This is a genomic window from Candidatus Abyssobacteria bacterium SURF_5 (assembly GCA_003598085.1).
Classification (GTDB): domain Bacteria; phylum Abyssobacteria; class SURF-5; order SURF-5; family SURF-5; genus SURF-5.
On record QZKU01000067.1, the window covers coordinates 29,753 to 51,151 of the forward strand.

Sequence of the window (21,399 nt, forward strand, 5' to 3'; positions counted from 1 at the left end):
GACTTCACTCTCCGATGACGCGGACAGCCGCGCCCTGCGCCAGGCCGTAAGCGCCTTCAACCACTACCTGGTCGCCCTCGCGAAGCCCGCTGAGAATCTCGACTTTCTCGCCGTCGCGGAAGCCGCTGGTAATCTCCAGTCTGTCCACTTTCCCATTCCTCACGGCGACCACAAAATACTTTCCTTCTTCTTCAATAGAAGCGGATTTCGGGATGATGAGCGCATCGGAATGCAGGCCGACTTCGATCTCCGCCCGTGCCAGCATCCCCGGCTTCAACACTTCCTCCGGATTGGCCACCCCGATAGTCACTCGAAACGTGCGGGTAGCCGGATCGATGGCAGGCTGAATTCTGATAATCTTTCCGCCGAACTCCATATTCGGGTAGCCATCAATGGATATCGTTGCATCCTGTCCGAGGCGGGTTTCCGAAAAACGCGTATCGCTGACCCCCACTTCCACCTCTACCCGGCTGATGTCCGCCACTTCGAACAGCGGCTGACCCGGAGAAACCCGTTCGCCCAGGTCGACAAACCGGTCAATAACAGAACCGCCGAACAGGGTGGTGACATTCGCGTCGGCCAGCTGATTTCTCGCAAGGTCAAGATCGGCTACAGCCTGTGTCACCGAGGCGTCGGCAACTTCAAAAGAGCTCTTGGCAAGGTCATACTGCTGCTGTGAGCTGATGCCCTGAGCGAGCAATTCCTGCGCCCGCTCCCAATCCGTTTTTGCCTTCGCAAAATTCGCCTCAGCCATCTGCAGTGCGGCCTCGGCCTGGCGAACGGTCAGGATCATGTCGGTCTTCTCCAATTGCACAAGACAACTGCCGCCGGCAACGCGGTCTCCGACATCAAACATAACCTTCTCAACCTTGCCCGCAATCTTTGAACTCACCTTCGCTTGATTCAGGGCCTGAACCGTTCCCACCGCCCGGATTATCGATCTTATGTCCGACCGGACAACCGGGGCCACCTTGACGCTGACGGCAAATTCCGGCGCCGTCTCGGACGCGGCGGCAACCGTATCCCGCTTCTTTGAGCATCCGGAAAACAAAAATGAGACGCCGGCAAACACGAGAAAAAAGAAACCCGCCACGCGGGTGGTACTAATCCTCACTAAGATCCCCCTTTCCGCCTCGAGCAAACACGCCCTTTAATAAAGAACGTGCACAGGGATTGCCTACCAATATATCAGAACCTTGCCCGATTTGCAACCTCAGAAGGTTGAAAAAGACTAGATGAAATTGCGCCTATCGGCATTCACTTCGATCTTTCATCGGCGCCGGAGGCTCGACATCGTTTTCCTGCGGAATTACGGGTTTTTCAGCCTGTTTTTGCTTGACAACACCCGCGGCATGTGCTAATATGCAATCCGGCGTGGAGGACTGTGGCGTCTTCCCTCAAGAAGCAGTTGTGGACATCCATTGAAGGCTTACCCCAGTCGGATGGATAGTCCTGTTTTCGCTCATTCCGCTTGCTGATTTGCCTTGCAGCGGGAGAATTACGAATGGTCTACGGGTACAAGGGGCGTCTCGGGCAACGAGGAGGAATCAGATGGCAAAGGTGAAGAAAATCAGGAGCGATATAGAAATCGCACAGTCTATCAAGTTAAAGCCGATCGAAGAGATCGGCGCGATGATGGGCCTGAGCAGGAATGATCTGGAACTGCACGGCGACTACATCGCAAAGATCAAGCTCGATGTCATTGACCGCCTGAAAAAGAGGCCGAACGCGAAATATATTGATGTCACCGCAATCACTCCCACCCCGCTTGGAGAAGGAAAAACCGTCACCACCCTCGGTACCGGCCTTGCCCTCAACAAAATCGGGAAGAAAGCAATCATAGCTATTCGCCAGCCTTCGATGGGACCTACGTTCGGTATTAAAGGCGGCGCCGCCGGCGGCGGCTATTCACAGGCGCTCCCGATGGAAGACTTCAATCTGCACCTGACCGGCGATATACATGCCGTCACCATGGCGCACAACCTCTGCACCGCATATCTTGATAACCACCTGTGCAAGGGTAACAAACTCGGCATCGACCCCTACACCATTACGTGGAGGCGGGTCATGGACGTCAGCGACCGCATGCTCCGCAATATCGTCACCGGTCTCGGCGGCCGCATGGACGGCATTCCGCGCGAAAGCGGCTTTGATATCTCCGTCGCTTCCGAGGTGATGGCGATTCTCGCCCTCACCACCGGATTGAAGGATATCCGCGAGCGCCTCGGCCGCATCGTTGTCGCGTTCACCAAAGACGGCAAGCCGGTTACTGCGGAAGACCTGAAAGTCGCCGGCGCGATGACGGTCCTCATGAAAGACGCTATCAAGCCCAACCTGATGCAGACAACCGAGCAAACGCCGGTCCTGGTGCATGCGGGACCGTTCGCCAATATCGCCCACGGCAACAGCTCGATTCTCGCCGATATGATCGGCATCAAGTCATGTGAATACCTGGTCACCGAAAGCGGGTTCGGCGCCGATATCGGGATGGAGAAGTTCCTCAACATCAAGTGCCGCATGAGCGGACTCACGCCCGACTGTATTGTGCTCGTGTGCACCGTGCGCGCCCTCAAGATGCACAGCGGCAAATTCAGGGTTGTCGCCGGCAAACCGCTCGGTCCCGAGCTGATCAAAGAAAACATTCAGGCAATCGAGGAAGGCATCGTCAACCTCGAAAAACATATCGAGAACGTGAAGCTGCACGGCCTCGAATGCGTGGTCGCCATCAACAAGTTCGCGACCGACACCAGGAACGAAATCAAATTTATCAAACAGCACGCGGAAAGAGCCGGCGCCTTGGCCGCCGTTCCCAGCGAGGTTCATGCAAAAGGCGGCGAAGGCGGACGCGAACTGGCCGAAGCCGTTGTGGCCGCGGCCGAAAAAGAAAAGAAATTCAAGTTCCTCTATCCGCTCAATATGTCAATCAAGGAGAAGATCGAAACGATTGCCACCAAAGTGTATGGCGCCTCCGCCGTCGATTATTCCCCGCTGGCAAATGAGCAGATTGAGCGGTATACTAAAGGTGGATTCGACAAAATGCCGATTTGCATGGCAAAGACGCACCTGTCGCTCTCGCACGACCCGAAACTCAAGGGCCGCCCGACAGGCTTTACGCTGCCTATTCGCGAAGTTCGCGCGTCCGTCGGCGCTGGGTTCCTCTATCCGCTGTGTGGTACCATGAGCACCATGCCCGGCCTGCCGTCCGTTCCCGCCGGCGAAGCGGTGGATATCGGCAGGGACGGCCGCGTTGTCGGCCTTTTCTAAAGGTAAACAGAAGACGGAGTTCCAAACATGGCTGTCAAGGAGATAACCGAAACTCAGCTCGACCAGAGCCTGCTTGACGAAGTCGAGAAAAAGGCTCACACGAAAGTCTCTTCATGCTTTCAGTGCCTGAAATGCTCGAGCGGATGTCCTCTCTCTCGCGAGATGGATTATCTCCCCGCCCAGATCATCCGGATGATCAATCTGGGACTCCGAGAAGAAGTGTTGAAAAGTCGCACCATCTGGGTATGCGCGTCGTGTGAAACCTGCACGACGCGCTGCCCGAATGATATCGATATCGCTCACGTCATGGACACGCTGCGCGAATTGTCCCTGCGCGCGGGCGTGGCGGAAGAAGAAGAAAACCTCAGGCGCTTCCACGAGGCCTTCCTCTCCGCGATTAAGACGTGGGGGAGAGTGCATGAAATCGAGATGATCGGCAAATACAAGCTGAAGACACGCACCTTCATGGAAGACAGGGACATCGGAATGAAGATGTTCAAGCGCGGCAAGATCAAACTGCTTCCGGAGCCGATCAAAGGGAGAAAAGCGGTAAGAAAGATATTCAAGAACACCCGGTAAAGCGACTCGCGCCGGTTTCCGCTCGCACCGTGCGGAAAACCCCAACCGGCGGAAAAGATGCTTGGACTTCGTCTCCAACAGACAGAGCAGCAACGCCGGAATGATCGTGCATGGAGACTGAAGAATCTCCAGCAGCGGAAAATGGCAATGAAAGTAGCGTACTACCCTGGCTGTTCCCTCCATGGAACGGCTGAAGAATACGACGAATCAACGCGAATGGTTTGCAACGGGCTCGGCATCGAACTGGAGGAGCTCGAGGACTGGAACTGTTGCGGCGCCTCGTCCGCCCACGCCACAAATGATAAACTCGCCGTCGCGCTGGCTGCGCGAAACCTCGCGCTCGCAGAGCAGGCGCGCCACCAAACGCTCCTGATCCCGTGCTCAGCCTGCTATCAGCGCCTGAAATCCGCCGACGCCCGCATCCGGAACGATCAAAAGCTCGGCGTCGAAATGGCTTCCCTGACCGGAATGCCATATTCGGGCAAGCTCGAAATCCTGCAGATCATCCAGATACTGGCCCGCCCCGAGATGCTCGAGAAGGTCCGCGAGAAAATCAGAAAACCGCTCAAAGACCTGGCAACCGTCTGCTATTACGGGTGCCTGACAGTGCGGCCGCCAAAATATACACAAGTTGCCGATTATGAAAATCCGATGTTCATGGACGAGCTGATGCAGGCAGCGGGCGCCGCCAACCGCTTCTGGTCCTATAAAACCGAATGCTGCAGCGCCGGTCTTGCGATGGCGCGCTCCGATGTAACTAAAAAATTGGCGGGTATCCTGCTGAGGATGGCCGACGAGGCCGATGCCGAATGCATCGTCGTCAGTTGTCCGATGTGTCATGCAAATCTCGACACGCGACAGGATGCGCTGCTGGCGGAAAGGCAAATTCCCAGAAAAATCCCGATCCTTTATGTCACCGAGTTGTTGGCGCTTGCAATGGGGATTCAAGCAGTAGGAAAGCTGTGGCCAAAACATCTGGTCGATCCGCGTCCGCTTCTCACGGCGAAAGGACTTGCATGAGCAGTACGATTTCAGTAGGGGAGTAAACGAAATGAGTAAACCAGCAGGTAACGGCGACGGGAAGCGGTCGGTAGGCGCCATCCTGGTGGTCGGCGGCGGTATCGGCGGAATGCAGGCGTCGCTCGACCTCGCGAACGCCGGATTCAAAGTCTATCTCGTCGAAAGAAGCCCCTCCATCGGCGGCAGGATGGCCCAGCTCGATAAGACATTCCCCACCAACGACTGCTCGATGTGCACGATCTCGCCGAAACTGATAGAAGTCGCCAAGCACCTGAATATCGACCTGATCACCTATTCCGACGTCGAATCGATCGAGGGCGAGTCGGGCAATTTCACCGTCCGCGTAAAATGCCGGGCCAAATCGGTCGATTACAGCAAGTGCACCGGCTGCGGCCTGTGCTCCGAGAAATGTCCCACCAAGGTGGACAGCGAGTTCGAAGCAGGCATTGGCAAACGGAAAGCCATCTACGTGCCCTATCCGCAGGCCGTCCCGAACAAGCCGGTCATCGACCGTGAGCACTGCATGAAATTCACAAAGGGCAAGTGCGGCGTCTGCCAGAAAAAATGCCCGACCGGCGCAATCGATTACGAACAGAAAGATGAAATCCGGGAGTTGAAGGTGGGCGCCGTCATTCTCGCCCCCGGCTATGATCCCGTCGATGCGAGCGTGCGGCCCGAGTATGGATTCGGCCGCTATAAGAACGTCATTACCAGCCTGCAGTACGAGCGCCTCCTGAGCGCGTCGGGCCCGACACAGGGGCACATCAAGCGCTCCTCCGACGGCGTCGCCCCCCGCAGGATCGCTTGGATTCAATGCGTTGGCTCGCGCGACAAAACATGCGGCAATGAATACTGCTCCTCCGTCTGCTGCATGTACGCCACCAAAGAGGCGATCATGACCGCCGAGCACGAAAAGGAAGCGAAATGCACCATTTTCTTTAATGATATACGCGCTTTCGGGAAAGGCTTCGAACGCTATTATATCGGCGCCGAGAAGGACAACGGCGTCAGCTACATCCGCGGCATCGTCTCCACAGTCCGCGAGATGCAGAAAACCAAGAACCTGCTTATCAAATATGCTTCCGATGACGGCGAAGTGAAGGAAGAGGAATTCGATCTGGTCGTTCTCTCGGTCGGCTTGAAACCGTCGGCGGATAGCAAGCGCCTCGCCGAAATAGCCGGTATCAAGCTCGACAGTCACGGTTACGCGCTCGCCTCCACGTTCAGCCCGAACCGGTCCTCGCGGCCCGGCGTGTTTGTCTGTGGCGCTTTCCTCGCGCCCATGGATATTCCGGAAACGGTCATGACCGCCAGCAGCGCGGCGGCCGCCTCGGCCGAGCTGGTCGCGCAGGAACGAGGATCACTCGCGGCTTACAAGACGTACCCCGACGAGCGAGACGTGGCCCAGGAAGAGCCGCGGGTCGGAGTATTTGTCTGCCGCTGCGGCACCAATATCGCGCGCGTGGTGGATGTGCCGAAAGTGGTCGAATACGCCAGGACGCTTCCGTACGTCAAATTCGCCGCCGAATCCTTATTCTCCTGCTCGACCGATACGCAGAAGATCATCACCGACGCTATTAAAGAAAATAATCTGAACCGCGTCATCGTTGCGGCATGTACTCCGGCCACGCATGAGCCGCTGTTCCAGGACACTCTCAAGGAGGCCGGTCTCAACAAGTTCCTCTTCGAAATGGCCAACATCCGCAACCAGTGCTCCTGGGTTCACCAGGACCCTGAACTGGCCACGGAAAAATCCAAGGACCTCGTGCGCATGGCCGTCGCTCGCGCGCTCACCCTCGAATCGATCAAGCAGCTCCAGTCGCCGGTTACGCAGAAGGCGCTGGTCATCGGGGGCGGACTCTCGGGCATGACCGCCGCTCTCTCGCTCGCGCGACAGGGATTCGAGGCGTATCTTGTCGAAAAGAGCGATACGCTCGGAGGTTTCCTTAACCGCCTGCACTACACGCTTGCCGGCGACGACGCTCAAAAGCAGCTCAAGCAATTGGTCAACGAGGTCAACGCGGAAAGCCGGATCAAAGTATTCACGAATGCCGAGGTCACAGAATTTTCCGGCCACGTCGGCAGTTTCCACGCCACGATCAAGACTCAGAACAAGAAAGAGAAAATAGACATCGGCGCCGTCATCGTTGCCACCGGCGCAAGCGAATACAAGCCGGCGGAATATCTCTACGGGCAGAATCCTAACGTCCTGACGCAGCTCGAACTCGAACACAAAATCGCAACCGAGCCCGATGCGGTCAGGAAGGCGCAGAAAATCGTCATGATTCAGTGCGTCGGCTCCCGCGATCAGGAGCATCAATATTGCAGCCGCGTGTGCTGCGGGCAGGCCGTGAAGAACGCCTTGAAGCTGAAAGAGCTCAATCCCGCCGCAAAAGTTTACGTGCTTCATCGCGACATCCGGACATATGCAGGCAAAGAACTTCTCTATCGCGATGCCCGCGAAAAGGGCGTTCTGTTCCTGCGGTACGACCTCGAACATAAGCCGGAGGTGAGCGAACCGGGAGGCGCGCTGAGCGTGAAAGCGCGCGATGTGAGCATCGGCGCCACGTTGAACATACGGCCCGATCTGGTCGTTCTGAGCACGGGAATCGTGCCGCATGAGACCAATACCACGCTCGGGCCCCTGCTCAAAGTATCGCTGGACAGGGACGGCTTCTACCTCGAAGCGCACCTCAAGCTCAGACCGCTCGATTTTGCGAGCGAGGGCATGTTCCTCTGCGGATTGGCGCACTCGCCCAAATATATCGAGGAAAGCATCGCGCAGGCTCGCGGCGCGGCCTCGCGGGCTGCGCACCTGCTGTCAAAGGACTCACTCACCGTCGGCGGCGTCATATCCGTCGTTGACGGCGAGAAATGCGTGGCTTGCCTCACCTGCGTGCGCGTGTGTCCCTACGGTGTGCCTGCCTTCAATCAGGAGACCGGCGTCGTCTATATCGAGCCGGCTTCCTGTCAGGGATGCGGCATTTGCGCCGGCGCGTGCCCGAACAAGGCAATCGAGGTTCAGCATTATAAGGATCGCCAGGTCATCGCCAAGTGCGACGTCCTGTGTGAAGCAAAGAATTAAGCACGCGCGGCACGTGGTTGAAATGCCGCCTTAGGTTTTCACCGGTACCTACTGAGGAGAATCGCGTTTTGGAAGGACTCAATTTCGTTCCGAAAATCGTCGCCTTCTGCTGCCAGTTCTGCGCCTATAACGCCGCGGACCTGGCGGGCTCGATGCGGCTGCAGTACTCGCCGTACGTGCGCATCATCCGGCTCCTGTGCACCGGCAAGATTGACAGCCTTTACATCCTGAAGGCTTTTGAGGATGGAGCCGACGCCGTCTTTGTCGCCGGGTGACTGGAAGGCCAGTGCCATTTCCTGGAAGGAAATCTAAGAGCGAAAAAGCGCGTCGAATTCACCAAAAAACTTCTTAAGGAGGCAGGCATAGAGCCCGAGCGGCTGGAAATGTTCAATATGTCCGCCTCGATGGGACCAAAATTCGCGGAGACGGCCGACGAGATGACCGAGCGCGTGCGCAAGCTCGGGCCAAGCCCGCTGCGCAACGGCCGCGCCGACGAAAGAATCGAACAACCTGAACCGGCGGTTACGGAGAAGAATGAGGGAGAGGCGAAATGACAGCGAAGATCATCAGCGGAAATAAGATTGCCGAAGAGATGCGGGCCGAGATGAAAAAGGAAATCGAGGACCTGAAGGCCAAGCATAACCTGGTTCCCGGTCTCGCGGTCGTGCTTGTGGGAGAGAACCCCGCATCGGTCGTCTACGTGCGCAATAAAAAGAAGTCATGCGAGGAGATCGGCATCAACTCCTTCGAACACAAACTTCCCGCCGATACGTCCGAAGAGAAGCTTCTGGCGCTCGTGGACAAATTGAACAACGACGACTCCGTTCACGGCATCCTCGTTCAGTTGCCGCTCCCAAAACAGATCGACGAAAACAAGGTGCTCAACAAGATCATTCCGACCAAGGACGTCGACGGATTCCATCCCTTTAACGTCGGGCGCATGCTGGTCGGCGACCCCATCTTTCTGCCCTGCACTCCGCACGGCGTCCAGCAAATGCTTGCCCGCAGTGGAACGAAAATCGCCGGCAGCCACGTCGTGATCGTCGGTCGCAGCAACATCGTCGGAAAGCCGGTCGCCGCAATCCTCGTGCAGAAGGCGAAAAACGCCGACGCAACCGTCACCATTTGTCATTCCCGCACCAAAGACCTTCCCGCCGTATGCCGGTTGGGCGACATCCTCATTGCCGCCATCGGCGTGCCGGAATTCATCAAGGCCGATATGGTTAAGGAGGGCGCGGTCGTAATAGATGTGGGTGTCAACAGGGTTGAAGATAAATCGAACCCCAAAGGCTTCAAACTCGTTGGAGACGTTGACTTTGAGGCATGCAAGGAGAAGGCGAGCGCGATCTCGCCGGTCCCGGGCGGCGTTGGCCCGATGACCATCACCATGCTCCTGCACAACACCATCAGGGCCGCCAAGTTAAAGAACAATATCGCATAGTGTGATCGAAGTTACAGTAAAAAAGAACGATTTCTGATAGAGTCGTTTGGAGGTTGAAGACCAGTGATTGTAGGCGAACGAAAACCCTTTGACGAAATCCGGGAAATGCTCAAGGGTTATAAGAAAGTCCTGATTCTCGGATGTCGCACCTGTGTCGCCGTCTGCATGGCCGGCGGCGATAAGGAGGTCGAACTGCTCGGCTCGCAGCTTCGTATCGCTTCCAAGAAGGACGGCGTCGAGCTCGAAATCATCGAGGACGCCATCGAGCGGCAATGCGATCGCGAGTATATGGAACCCATCCGCGAAAAGGTCGAGCAGGTCGATGCCGTGCTCTCGATGGCTTGCGGATGCGGCGTCCAGTTCATGGCTGAAATGTACAGCGACAAGCCCGTGCTGCCGGCGATCAACACCAACTTCATCGGCGTCAACGAGGATGTCGGCGTGTGGACCGAGCGCTGCGGTCAATGCGGAAACTGCGTGCTTCACCTCACCGGCGGCATCTGCCCGATTGCGCGCTGCTCCAAGTCCCTCCTGAACGGACCCTGCGGCGGGTCGCAGGACGGCAAGTGCGAGATCAGCAAAGACGTCGACTGCGGGTGGCAGCTCATTTATGACCGCATGAAACAGCTCGGCCAGCTCGACAAGCTCGAAGAGGTCATCCCCGCGAAAGACTGGAACACCAGCCGCGACGGCGGACCTCGAAAGGTCGTCAGGGAGGACGTGAAGATATGAAGGCGGGCAGCAACCTCGAACGGATTCTGACCGAAGGCAAATTCGCGGCGACCGCGGAACTCGGCCCGCCCAAAAGCGCCGACGCCGAGGCAATCAGAAAAAAGGCGGCCATTCTCAAGGGCAAGGTCGATGCCGTCAACATCACCGATAACCAGACCGCGATTGTCCGCATGTCAAGCATTGGCGCCGCAAAATTAACGCTCGACACCGGGCTCGAACCCATCATGCAGATGGTATGCCGCGATCGAAACCGCATCGCAATGCAGAGCGACATCCTCGGAGCGGCCGCGCTCGGCCTTAAAAACATGCTCTGCCTCACCGGCGACCACCAGAAAGCCGGTAACCATCCCACCGCGAAAAATGTTTTCGATATCGATTCCCTCCAGCTTCTCCAGATAGTCAAAAACATGCGCGACAACAAGGTCTTTCAGAACGGCGAGGAAATCCGCAACACGAAGAAGGCGCCGATCGTCGAGCCCAAGATGTTTCTGGGCGCCGCCGAAAATCCGTTCGCGCATCCCTACGAGTTCCGTGCGATCCGCCTGGCAAAGAAAATGAAGGCGGGCGCCGATTTTATTCAGACCCAGTGCATATTCGATATTCCCCGGTTCAAGGAGTGGATGAAAGAAGTCGTCGATCGGGGCACCCACGAGAAACTGTTCATCCTGGCGGGCGTGATGCCGATCAAGTCCCCCAGGGTCATCGAATATATGAAGAACAACGTCCCCGGGATGTCCATTCCGGACGAGTTGGTCAAGCGCATGAAGGGAGCAAGCGACCCGAAGGAAGAGGGCGTGAACTTTGTGGTCGAGTTGATAAATGAAGTCAGGCAGATTGAAGGCATACGGGGAGTGCACATTATGGCGGTCGAATGGGAAGAGATAGTTCCCTCGATCGTCGAACGTGCCGGCCTTCTTCCCAGGCCGTGAGCCTGGTTCTCAAACGGCGAATTTGGGTTTATCATCGACCGGCGGCTGCGCCACGGAGGCGCCTGCAGAACTGATTCCGGCCGATGGCTTCGTAAGGAGAGCCTCATGAAAGAACGATCCATAGATAAAGCAACCTTGCAGATGATCGAGAAGGCGAAATGCGAGAACATCTGTACCGCATTCGACCGGTCCGACCAACAGGACCCGCGCTGCGGGTTCGGCGAGCTTGGCGTGTGCTGCCAGCAGTGCTATATGGGCCCCTGCAGGGTCGACCCCTTCGGAAAGGGAGCTCAATTGGGGGCGTGCGGCATCGACGCCGACGGCATCGTCGCTCGCAATATCGCGCGCGCAACCGCCGTGGGAGCTTCCGCGCATTCCGACCACGGCCGCGACGTCTCTCACAACCTGCTCATGACCGCTGAGGGAAAAGTGCAGGGATACGAGATCAAGGATGAGCGCAAGCTTATGATGCTCGCGCAGGAACTGAACATTGACTCCAGCGGCGACGTAAAAAAGGTGGCCGCTGAGGTTGCCGAGAAATGCCTTCAACTGTTTGGCCAGCAGCACGGAGAAATACCGTTCGCGCAACGCGCGCCCGAGAAGCAAAAAGAGCGCTGGCGCAAGCTGAAGGTCATGCCCCGGGGGATCGACCGCGAAATCGTCGAAGTTCTCCACATGGTGCACATGGGGATGGACGCCGATTACTATAACACGCTGCTCCATGCAATCAAGGCGGCTCTCGGCGACGGCTGGGGCGGCTCCATGATAGCCACCGACCTGAGCGATATCCAGTTCGGCTCGCCCACTCCGATTCGCTCGAAAGCCAACCTCGGCGTGCTCGGTGAGAATACGGTGAACATCATACTCCATGGCCATGAACCGACCCTGTCGGAAATGATCGTGAAAGTCGCCCGCAGCCCCGAAATGAAGAAGCTGGCCAAGGAGCAAGGTGCTGAGGACATCGTCGTCGCCGGCATCTGCTGCACAGCCAATGAAATTCTCATGCGGCAAGGGGCGCCCCTGGCCGGCAACTACCTCCAACAGGAACTTGCTATTGTCACCGGCGCCGTCGAAGCAATGATCGTGGATGTTCAGTGCATCATGCCCGGCCTGAATCAGGTTGCTCCCTGTTTCCATACCAAGCTGATCACTACCAGCAAGAAAGTGAAGATTCCCGGAGCGACCCACTATCAGTTCGAGGAAGAGCGAGCGGTGGATATCGCAAAGGAAATCGTGAGCGCGTCCGTTCTGAATTACAAGAATCGCAAGCGTGACCGCATGCAGATTCCCAATGAAAGCATGGACCTCGTCGCCGGCTTTACGACGGAGAACATATTCTACAACCTCGGCGGGAAGTTCCGCCCATCGTACAGGCCCCTCAACGAGGGCATCATCAACGGCCGTCTGCGCGGTGTGGTTGGTGTGGTCGGCTGCAATAACACTAAAACGGTACACGATTATAATCACCTCACCTTTGTTCAGGAGCTGCTGAAGCACGATGTGCTGGTGGTCACCACGGGCTGCTCAGCCCACTGTCTCGCCAAACATGGGTTGCTCGACCCCGAGGTCGGACTCAATTCCGTCGGCAACGGCTTGCGCGAAATCTGCGAGGCCGTTGGCATTCCGCCCGTCCTGCACGTCGGCTCCTGCGTCGACAACTCGCGCATTCTCACCGCCTGTATCGAGATGGTGAAAGAAGGCGGCATCGGCGCCGACCTCAGCCAACTCCCGGTGGCCGGCTCCGCTCCAGAAGCCATGAGCCACAAAGCCACCTCGATCGGCCTCTATGTCGTTGCCTCCGGAATCACCGTTCATTTCAATCCGCCGTTCCAGGTGCACGGCAGCAAGAAAGTGCTCGAATACCTCAGCGACGGAATGGATAAGGATTTCGGCGCGCATTTCGTCTTCGAGGCCGACCCCAAAAAGGCCGCGAAAAAGATCATCGAGCACCTCGACAAGAAGCGCGAGGCGCTCAAGCTGAAACCCATGATGTACCCGCCTCTCGATGGCGAAGCAGGCGCTAAAGTCGCAGGAAAAAAAGCAGCCGCACCCGCGGGTAACTGAAGGAGTGAACCGATGGCCGGAATGACAGTAGTGAGGCCGAAGCTCTGTACCGCGTGCAAGACGTGCGAACTGCAGTGCGCTTTGGCACACTCGAAAAGCAAGAACCTGTATGCAGCTATCTACGAAAAGCCCCTCCCCGAGGGAAGGGTAACCTTGAAAAAGGCGAAACGCGTCGTCGTGCCCATCCTGTGCAGCCACTGCGAGAATCCGCCGTGTGTGGCCGCATGCCCGGAGCACGCCCTCTATAAAGACGATAGATCCGCGCCCACCCTGCTGGACGAGAGCAAATGCACCGGCTGCGGCCTGTGCATCGAAGCCTGTCCCGTGGGCGCTCTCCAGATGGACCGCGCAGGAAAGATCGTCCTCAAGTGCGACCAGTGCGTCGAGCGCCAGAAGGAAGGACTCCTACCGGCCTGCGTCACCGGGTGCCCGACCGGTGCACTCGAGTGGCACACGAGCCGGATTCAATATAAGATCGACCCCGAGCTCTGCAAGGCGTGCGGCTCGTGCATCAAAGTGTGCCGCGCGGATGCAATCACGGGCGCGAAGAAAACACCGCACGTGATTAACTCGGAAAAATGCATAAAATGCGGCAACTGCTTCACCGAATGCCCATTCGATGCAATTGCTGTGGTGGACCTGTGAGCCCTGGAAAGAATTCTGTCAAACGCTGACACGCGCATAACGGAGGTAAGAAAATGTCGAAAATAGTAGCTTCTGCGGCCATTCGCGGAGCGCATTCATGGGTGGAAGAGGCGGAGGCCGATCTCAAAAAGGCGATTGAATCAAAAGGGGAAGATCAGAAGCTGGAATTCCCGGAGACCGCTTTCTACCTGCCCATGGCTTACTCTCTCCTGGGGATGGAAGCGAAAAGTCTTGGCGATGCAAAGAAAATCCTGACGAGGACCCGCCAGTTGCTGCCGCCGGTCCCGAGCGACAAGGTCTGGCTGCCGTACCTCGGGCCGACGCTCGATGCCGGCATCGCAACGCTGCTCTCCACCGAAGTGATCACCGCGCTCAGATACTTGCGCGGCGAGCTGCCGGCCGAGGGCGATCAGGGCTTCATCTCCGATACGATCCTGCGATCGCTCGGCATCCAGCTGGTGGACGGCCGCATGCCCGGTTTCGCCGCCATTCTCGGATCGGCGCCCAGCAATGAGATCGCGGTGAAAACCGTTCGCGAGCTCCAGCAGCGCAACATCCTTGTGTTCCTGTGCGACGATACCAACGGCAAAACGATGCGCCAGCAGCTCGAAGAGGAAAAGGTCGAAATGGGCTGGGACACCTACATCGTGCCGCTCGGGCCCGACCTCGTTTCCGGCATCTATGCTCTCAACTGGGCGATGCGCGGCGCGCTCACGTTCGGCGGACACAAGCGCGGCGAATTCGTCAAGTGCCTCGAGTACCAGCGCGACCGCGTGTTCGCGTTCGGGCTCGTGTTCGGCGAGGTGACCGACCGGCGCTATGCCGTCGGAGCGGGCGCCATCAATATGGGGTTCTGCGTCATCGCCGATACCGATATTCCGGAAATCCGGCCGACCGGCGTCACCCTGTTTGAGGCGCTGGTGCGCGAGCGAAATTATGAAAAGATCGTGCCCACCTGCATTCAGACCCGCGGCGTGAAAGTAAAGATCGAGAAGGTTCCGATTCCGGTAAACTACGCCGCCGCCTTCGAGGGAGAACGCGTTCGCAAAGACCAGCTTGCGGTCGAATTCGGCGGCAAGGCTTCCACCGCCTTCGAGTGGCTGCGGATGAAGCCGCTGGATCAGGTCGAGGACGGAAAAATCGAGGTCGTCGGGCCCGATGTCGACACCGTTCCCGACGGCAAAGCGCTGCCGCTGGCTATCATCGTCGATGTGGCCGGCCGAAAAATGCAGCATGACTTCGAGCCGATCCTCGAGCGCCAGATTCATCACCTGATCAACGGCGCCATGGGAGTCATGCACGTCGGCCAGCGCGATATCGTCTGGATTCGCATGAGCAAGGACGCCAAGGCCAAGGGGTTCAAATGCCGGCATTTCGGCGATATTATCCACGTAAAACTCCTGCAGAATTTCCCTGCAATTGCCGATAAGGTGCAGGTGACGATCTATACGAAGAAGGAAGACGTCGAACGACTGCTGGCGGAAGCAAAGAAAAGCTATGCCGAAAGAGACGCTCGCGTGGCCGGCATGACCGACGAGAGCGTGGACACCTTCTACTCGTGCACGCTGTGCCAGTCGTTCGCCCCCAACCACGTGTGCATCATCAGCCCCGAGCGCCTCGGACTCTGCGGCGCTTACAACTGGCTCGACGGGAAGGCCGCTTTTGAAATCAATCCGACCGGCCCGAATCAGCCGGTGGAAAAGGGTTCGACCATCGATGCGGTCAAAGGACAGTGGGAAAACGTCAACAAGTTCGTCTCCCAGAAGTCGAACAAGAAGATCGAGACCTTTAACGCCTACTCGATGATGGAAAACCCGATGACCTCCTGCGGCTGCTTCGAGTGTATCGTTGCGATCGTACCGGAGGCCAACGGAGTCATGGTTGTCAACCGCGAGTATTCCGGCATGACCCCGAGCGGAATGCCGTTCTCCACGCTCGCCAGCACCACCGGCGGCGGATTGCAGACACCGGGCTTCCTCGGCGTCGGCAAGATGTACATCACCAGCAAGAAGTTCATCTCGGCCGACGGCGGACTTGGGCGTATCGTCTGGATGCCCAAGGACCTGAAGGAGACCGTGCGCGAGCGCCTCGAGGCGCGGGCAAAGGAACTCGGTCTGGACGATTTCCTGAACAAAATCGCCGACGAAACTGTCTGCGACAACGCCGCCGACTTGCTCCCGTTCCTCGAGAAGGTGGGTCATCCGGCGCTGACCATGCCGCCGATGTTCTAGATAATTCGGCGCAAATTTGCAGTTCTAATTTAACGGCAGATCTCGGGCCCCTGCGGACCGCGATCTGCCGTACATCAAAAGGAGAGGACTCATGGCACTGACAGGTTTGGACATCTACAAGTTGCTACCAAAAACCAACTGCGGAGAATGCAAGTCCCCCACGTGCCTCGCTTTCGCCATGCGGGTCGCCCAGAAGCAGGCGTCTCTGGATCAATGCCCGCACGTCACCGCGGAAGCCAAGGAGAAACTGGGCGCGGCCTCCGCTCCGCCGATTCAACTCGTCACCATCGGCACGGGTGACGCCAAGGTCTCAATTGGCAACGAGACCGTCATGTTCAGGCACGAGGAGACGTTCCATCACAAGGCCGGAGTCGCTGTCACCATGTCCGACAAGCTGTCCGAGGCCGACATCGCTGCGCGCGCCGACAAGATCGTGCACCTGATCTTTGAACGCGTCGGCACCAGGATTGCCGTTGATATGGTCTGTGTGATGAACGACTCCAACGATCCGGCCAAGTTCGCCGCCGCAACCAAGATCGTCGCCGAAAAATGTCCGATGGCGATCATTCTCGGCAGCGAGAATCCGGACGCACTCAAGGCCGCCCTCGACGTCTGCGCCGATAGACGCCCGCTCCTGTGCGGAGCCACTGCGGCAAACGTCCAGGCGGTCGCCGCGCTCGCAAAGGAAAAGAATTGCCCCGTCGTCGCCAAGGCCGACGGCCTTGAAGCGCTCGCGGAGCTCACGCAGAAAATCTCCGCCGCCGGAGTCAAAGAGATCGTTTTATACGCAGGCGAACAAGGCGTTCGGCAGACCCTCGAGGACCTCACGAAGGTGCGCCGCTACGCGCTCAAAAAGACGTTCCGCCCGCTCGGTTACCCGCAGATGGTGTGCGTGATGAACGGCGCCGACCCGTTGCTGACCGTCCTGAAGAGCTCGACCTTCATGGCAAAATATGCCGGCATCGTCGTGACCGATGCCATCGAGCCATGGCAGCTCATGCCGTTGCTCACCGTCCGCATGAACATATATACCGACCCGAGAAGCCCGATCCAGGTCGAGTCCGGCATCCATCGCGTCGGCGAGACCACCGACAAGTCGCCGCTTATGATTACAACCAACTTCTCGCTCACCTATTACACCGTTGAAGGCGACGTTGAAAGCTCGAAAGTGCCGACCAATATCCTCGTCGTCGATACCGAAGGCACCTCCGTCCTCACGGCATGGGCGGCGGAAAAATTCACGACCGATCAGATTGCGGCCGCAATGAAGAAACACGAGGTCGAAAAGATCGCTCCTCACAAGAAGGTCATCATTCCGGGCCTGATCGCGGTCGAAAGCGGCAAGCTTCAGGAAGAAACCGGATGGGAAGTAGTTGTGGGCCCGAAGGAATCTTCCGGCATCCCGTCTTACCTGAAGGCCAATTGGGGCAGTTGACGAGTGGCTGAGTATAAGATCACATTTATGCCCGACGCAAAAACGGCAGCCGCCTCCCCTGATGAGACCATACTCGACGCCGCTCAGCGTGCGGGCGTCTATGTCCATTCCCTGTGCGGCGGCGACATGATCTGCGGCAAGTGCCGCGTTATCATCTCGCAGGGGCAGGTGTTCGAAGAACAGCATATGCTGCTGTCACGCGAAGAAGTGCAGCGCAATTATGTGCTTGCGTGCGCGAGCCATCCGCGCAGCGACCTCGTCGTCGAAGTTCCCATCGAGTCGCGGATGGAGGGCAAGAAAATCCTTATCGACCAGGATGCGCAGCGCTTCAGTGGTTTGGCCAGAGTCGATTTGACCAAGTATGATTTCGCGCACGCGCCGCTCACAGAGAAGATTTTCCTCGACGTGCCCGTCCCCTCTCTCCAGGACAGCCTGTCGGACCTGAGCCGCCTCTTTCGCTCGATCCGTTCAAAGGTGGACGCCCCCATCATGCAGACCGGCCTCAAAAACATCCGGCGCGTCCCGCAGGTACTGCGGCGCGGCGACTGGAAAATCACCTGCACGCTCGGCGAGCGCGGGGGCACCATCGAGGTCCTCGAGATCGAGGAAGGCGATACCTCGGCCCGAAATTACGGCGTCGCGGTCGACGTCGGAACGACGACCGTCGTCACACATCTCATCGACCTCACCACCTCGAAGGTGCTCGCGACCGACGCGACGTACAACTCGCAGATCGCCTTCGGCGAAGACGTCATCACCAGGCTCATTTACGCCAAGGAAGAGGTGGGCGGCCGCGAGCGTTTGCACGAGGCCATTGTCGGCAACCTCAATATGCTGATTAACAACATCGTTACCGAGGCCGATGTCAGTATCCAGGACGTAACCTGCGTGCTCTGCGCAGGAAATACGACCATGATGCACTTCCTGCTGGACCTCGACTCCTCCAATATCAGGCGCGAACCCTACATACCGGCCGCGGCCTTCATCCCGCCCATCAGGGCGATCGAAGTCGGCATCCAGATCAATCCGCGCGGCCTGCTGTACGCGGTTCCCGCCGTCAGCAGCTACGTGGGCGGCGACATCGTCTCCGGAGTCCTCGCCTCAGGCATCTACCGCTCCAATGAGCTCTCGATGCTCATCGACGTGGGCACGAACGGCGAGATCGTCGTCGGCAATAGCGAGTGGATGGTCTGCTGCTCCGCTTCGGCAGGCCCTGCATTCGAGGGCGGCGAAGTGAAATTCGGCATGAGGGCCACTCATGGCGCTATCGAGAAAATCAAGGTGAGCGACGGCGGAGAGTCCGTTCAAATGGTCGTCATCGCCGAAGAGAAACCCCGCGGCATCTGCGGGTCCGGCCTGATCGATGTCATCTCCGAGCTGCGCAGACAAAAAGTCGTCGACAGAACCGCCAAATTCTCCGACCCCGGCTTCTGCAGCCGGCTGAGAAAGTCGGAAGATGATACCGTCGAATACGTGATCGCCTATGCCGACGAGACCGCGATGGGGCGCGACATCGTTATCACGCAGCCCGACATCAACAATCTGGTCCGTTCGAAGGCGGCCGTTTTTGCGGGCGCATCCGTTCTCATCAAGAGCATGGGCCTCGGTTTTCACGACCTCGAACGCCTGTATATCGCGGGCGGATTCGGCAATTATCTCGATCTATCCGCCGGCGTCGCCATCGGGCTCTTACCCGATATCCCGCTTGAGAAAGTCAGATTTATCGGCAACAGCTCGCTCAACGGCGCAAAGCTGGCGATATTGTCGAAGGAGGCGTTCGCCGAGGTCGAGCGAATCGCCCAAAAAATGACGTACATCGACCTGAGCAGCAACCTGCAGTTCATGGATGAATACAGTTCCGCTCTGTTCTTGCCGCATACCAACCTGGAACTGTTTCCGTCGGTCAATTAGGAATTGAATGGAAGTTTTCTTATAACTCGTTGAGAAACGGAGGAACGTATGGAGAACATAGCCGAAAAGTGGACAACCAAGGTGAACACGGTTACCATCGGCGCCACAAAGGCGCAAGGCGGGACCCGAGAGAAAACCGTGACCATAGGGGGGAGCAGCACGTTGCCATACCTGAATTTCGAGGGTTCCTGGCCCAATCCTCCGGCAATCGCGATTGAAGTGAACGACGTCGCCCCAAACGGCTGGGCCGAACCGCTGGCCGATGCCTATGGCGATGTGTGGAACGACCCTGCCAAATGGGCGAAGCGTGCAGTCGAATACGGCGCCGAGCTCATCTGCCTCATGCTGAGGGGCGTTCATCCCGATTTCGAGAACCGCTCCGCCAATGAGACCGCCGGCGTCGTCAAAGACGTGCTCAACGCCGTCGGTGTCCCCCTCATTATCTGGGGATGCGGCGACTTCAAAAAGGACAACGACGTAATGCCGAGCGTCAGCGAGACGGCCAAAGGCGAAAACTGCCTGCTCGGAACGGCGGTCGAAAAAAATTATAAGACCCTCACCGCCTCATGTCTCGCCGACGGCCACAAGATCATCGGCGAATCCCCGCTCGATATCAACATCGCCAAGCAGGTGAATATCCTCATTTCCGAAATGGGATTCAAACTCGAGGACATCGTCATCTTCCCCGCGACCGGCGCCCTCGGATACGGCATGGAGTACAGCTACTCGATCATGGAACGCGGTCGTACCGCCGGGCTCTCGGGCGACAGGATGCTCGCTCAGCCTGTCATCTGCACCGTCGGCCCCGAAACCTGGCGCGTGAAAGAAGCCAAAGCCTCAGCGCAGGAATTCCCGGCGTGGGGCGACCTGAAGAAACGCGGACCACTGTGGGAAGCCACGTGCGCAGCCACACTCCTGCAATCCGGCGGCGAGCTCATGGTCATGCGCCATCCGGAAGCCGTCAGCAGCTTCAAAAAACTCGTGGCGGAGCTTTCAGCGAAATAGGAAAGACCAGGGGGTCAGACCTACACATTTTACAAGACTTGTTATGGGCATTTGTAAAATGTGTAGGTCTGACCCCCTGGAAGAGAAGGAGGAGAGAATGTTTGTAATCGGCGAAAGACTCAACGGAATGTTCCTGGACGTGCGCAAGGGCATCCAGACCAAAGATAAGTCCATTATTCAGAAGGTCGCCCTCGATCAGGTGAAGGCCGGCGCTAACGCACTAGATATCAACGTCGGGCCGGCATCGGACAAACCGCTCGAGGTCATGGTCTGGCTGGTCGAGGCCGTTCAGGAAGTTACCAGCATCACCCTCAGCATCGATACTCCAAAGTTCGACGTCATGAAGGCCGCCATGCAGGTCTGCAAGAATCCGATCCTTATGAATTCGACCAAGGGAGAGGAAGCCAAGCTCGACAAGTACATGCCGCTGGCCAAGGAATATAATGCCTCCATCATTGGGCTTACCATCAATGAAAAGGGGATTCCCAAGACCGTCGACGCCCGCGTCGAAACCGCTGCCCTGATCGCCGCAAAAGCCATGGAATTCGGAATCGACATGGACAAGCTCTACATCGATCCCATCGTCATGCCGGCCAACGTCGCGCAGGATCAGGCGCCGATCGTTCTCGAGGCCATCAAACAGTTCGCCTACCTGAGCAGCCCGCCTCCTCATATCGTGGTCGGGCTCAGCAACCTCGGGCAGGGCGCCAAGGAACGCGAGCTGCTCACCCGCATCTGGCTGAGCATGGCCGTCATGAACGGGCTCGATGCCGCCATTATGGATGCGGCCGACAAGGAAATGCGCGATGCGTTCATTACCGCGGAATTGTTGATGAACAAGGCGATTTACAGCGACTCTTATATCAGGGCATACGACGCCAGCCATAACCATATCGACTAATAGATTTCTCATATCAGCATGCAGGGGCGGCCCCGTGTGGCCGCCCGTTGTTTAATCAGGTACGGCATCGTACAACTGGATATGCCTACTCGGTCCGGCTATGTAAGGTCCGAAAGGCCCTGTAGGGCGCGGCGCGCGGTGCCCGCTTCACCAAATA

At 57.7% G+C, this 21,399-nt stretch carries 15 protein-coding genes and 1 pseudogene; 15 read left to right on the plus strand and 1 reads right to left on the minus strand.

The window, feature by feature from the left end:
* Positions 1-4: 4 nt before the first annotated feature.
* A complete protein-coding gene (locus C4520_09670) occupies positions 5-1,141 on the minus strand; it encodes an efflux RND transporter periplasmic adaptor subunit (GenBank protein ID RJP21548.1) in 1,137 nt (378 codons plus the stop codon).
* Positions 1,142-1,551: 410 nt separating this feature from the next.
* Here C4520_09670 and C4520_09675 point away from each other — a divergent pair, with 410 nt between their 5' ends.
* The 15 genes and pseudogenes from C4520_09675 (at position 1,552) to C4520_09745 (ending at position 21,242) form a co-directional block, all read left to right on the plus strand.
* Positions 1,552-3,264, plus strand: coding sequence for a formate--tetrahydrofolate ligase (locus C4520_09675; GenBank protein ID RJP21549.1), 1,713 nt, complete (start codon positions 1,552-1,554; stop codon positions 3,262-3,264).
* A 27-nt stretch (positions 3,265-3,291) separates the two neighbouring features.
* Positions 3,292-3,843, plus strand: coding sequence for a heterodisulfide reductase subunit C (locus tag C4520_09680; protein ID RJP21550.1), 552 nt, complete (start codon positions 3,292-3,294; stop codon positions 3,841-3,843).
* 57 nt (positions 3,844-3,900) lie between these two features.
* Positions 3,901-4,863, plus strand: coding sequence for a heterodisulfide reductase subunit B (locus C4520_09685; protein RJP21551.1), 963 nt, complete (start codon positions 3,901-3,903; stop codon positions 4,861-4,863).
* A gap of 31 nt (positions 4,864-4,894) precedes the next feature.
* Positions 4,895-7,948, plus strand: a complete 3,054-nt coding sequence (locus C4520_09690) for a CoB--CoM heterodisulfide reductase iron-sulfur subunit A family protein (protein ID RJP21552.1) — start codon at positions 4,895-4,897, stop codon at positions 7,946-7,948.
* A gap of 152 nt (positions 7,949-8,100) precedes the next feature.
* Positions 8,101-8,502: pseudogene (locus tag C4520_09695) on the plus strand (hydrogenase iron-sulfur subunit).
* The gene (gene folD / locus C4520_09700; protein ID RJP21553.1) at positions 8,499-9,389 is read left to right on the plus strand and encodes a bifunctional methylenetetrahydrofolate dehydrogenase/methenyltetrahydrofolate cyclohydrolase FolD; all 891 of its coding nucleotides are present in this window, start codon (positions 8,499-8,501) and stop codon (positions 9,387-9,389) included. The pseudogene C4520_09695 and the gene folD overlap by 4 nt, the downstream one beginning before the upstream one ends.
* Positions 9,390-9,452: 63 nt before the next feature.
* Positions 9,453-10,121: a hypothetical protein gene (locus tag C4520_09705; GenBank protein RJP21554.1), complete on the plus strand. Its 669-nt coding sequence runs from the start codon at positions 9,453-9,455 to the stop codon at positions 10,119-10,121.
* The gene (locus tag C4520_09710; GenBank protein RJP21555.1) at positions 10,118-11,050 is read left to right on the plus strand and encodes a methylenetetrahydrofolate reductase; all 933 of its coding nucleotides are present in this window, start codon (positions 10,118-10,120) and stop codon (positions 11,048-11,050) included. The genes C4520_09705 and C4520_09710 overlap by 4 nt, the downstream gene beginning before the upstream one ends.
* A 105-nt stretch (positions 11,051-11,155) precedes the next feature.
* Positions 11,156-13,114, plus strand: a complete 1,959-nt coding sequence (cooS, locus tag C4520_09715) for an anaerobic carbon-monoxide dehydrogenase catalytic subunit (GenBank protein RJP21556.1) — start codon at positions 11,156-11,158, stop codon at positions 13,112-13,114.
* 12 nt (positions 13,115-13,126) lie between these two features.
* Positions 13,127-13,759 carry a 4Fe-4S dicluster domain-containing protein gene (locus C4520_09720; GenBank protein RJP21557.1) on the plus strand — a complete coding sequence of 211 codons (633 nt, stop codon included), beginning with the start codon at positions 13,127-13,129 and terminating at the stop codon, positions 13,757-13,759.
* A gap of 53 nt (positions 13,760-13,812) precedes the next feature.
* The gene (cdhC, locus tag C4520_09725; GenBank protein ID RJP21558.1) at positions 13,813-15,990 is read left to right on the plus strand and encodes a CO dehydrogenase/CO-methylating acetyl-CoA synthase complex subunit beta; all 2,178 of its coding nucleotides are present in this window, start codon (positions 13,813-13,815) and stop codon (positions 15,988-15,990) included.
* A 91-nt stretch (positions 15,991-16,081) separates the two neighbouring features.
* Positions 16,082-17,425: an acetyl-CoA decarbonylase/synthase complex subunit gamma gene (locus C4520_09730; GenBank protein ID RJP21559.1), complete on the plus strand. Its 1,344-nt coding sequence runs from the start codon at positions 16,082-16,084 to the stop codon at positions 17,423-17,425.
* Positions 17,426-17,428: 3 nt separating this feature from the next.
* The gene (locus tag C4520_09735; GenBank protein RJP21560.1) at positions 17,429-19,336 is read left to right on the plus strand and encodes a DUF4445 domain-containing protein; all 1,908 of its coding nucleotides are present in this window, start codon (positions 17,429-17,431) and stop codon (positions 19,334-19,336) included.
* Between the two features lie 48 nt (positions 19,337-19,384).
* Positions 19,385-20,341 carry an acetyl-CoA decarbonylase/synthase complex subunit delta gene (locus tag C4520_09740; GenBank protein ID RJP21561.1) on the plus strand — a complete coding sequence of 319 codons (957 nt, stop codon included), beginning with the start codon at positions 19,385-19,387 and terminating at the stop codon, positions 20,339-20,341.
* Between the two features lie 43 nt (positions 20,342-20,384).
* Positions 20,385-21,242 (plus strand): methyltetrahydrofolate--corrinoid methyltransferase, encoded by an 858-nt coding sequence (locus C4520_09745; GenBank protein RJP21562.1) that lies wholly within the window; start codon positions 20,385-20,387, stop codon positions 21,240-21,242.
* The last annotated feature ends 157 nt before the right edge of the window (positions 21,243-21,399 follow it).

Coding starts and splice junctions, on each gene's coding strand:
- C4520_09745 (RJP21562.1), top strand. CDS start 20,385: ATGGGCATTTGTAAAATGTGTAGGTCTGACCCCCTGGAAGAGAAGGAG.
- C4520_09740 (RJP21561.1), top strand. CDS start 19,385: ATGGAGAACATAGCCGAAAAGTGGACAACCAAGGTGAACACGGTTACC.
- C4520_09675 (RJP21549.1), top strand. CDS start 1,552: ATGGCAAAGGTGAAGAAAATCAGGAGCGATATAGAAATCGCACAGTCT.
- folD (RJP21553.1), top strand. CDS start 8,499: ATGACAGCGAAGATCATCAGCGGAAATAAGATTGCCGAAGAGATGCGG.
- C4520_09680 (RJP21550.1), top strand. CDS start 3,292: ATGGCTGTCAAGGAGATAACCGAAACTCAGCTCGACCAGAGCCTGCTT.
- C4520_09690 (RJP21552.1), top strand. CDS start 4,895: ATGAGTAAACCAGCAGGTAACGGCGACGGGAAGCGGTCGGTAGGCGCC.
- C4520_09710 (RJP21555.1), top strand. CDS start 10,118: ATGAAGGCGGGCAGCAACCTCGAACGGATTCTGACCGAAGGCAAATTC.
- cooS (RJP21556.1), top strand. CDS start 11,156: ATGAAAGAACGATCCATAGATAAAGCAACCTTGCAGATGATCGAGAAG.
- C4520_09685 (RJP21551.1), top strand. CDS start 3,901: ATGCTTGGACTTCGTCTCCAACAGACAGAGCAGCAACGCCGGAATGAT.
- C4520_09720 (RJP21557.1), top strand. CDS start 13,127: ATGGCCGGAATGACAGTAGTGAGGCCGAAGCTCTGTACCGCGTGCAAG.
- cdhC (RJP21558.1), top strand. CDS start 13,813: ATGTCGAAAATAGTAGCTTCTGCGGCCATTCGCGGAGCGCATTCATGG.
- C4520_09730 (RJP21559.1), top strand. CDS start 16,082: ATGGCACTGACAGGTTTGGACATCTACAAGTTGCTACCAAAAACCAAC.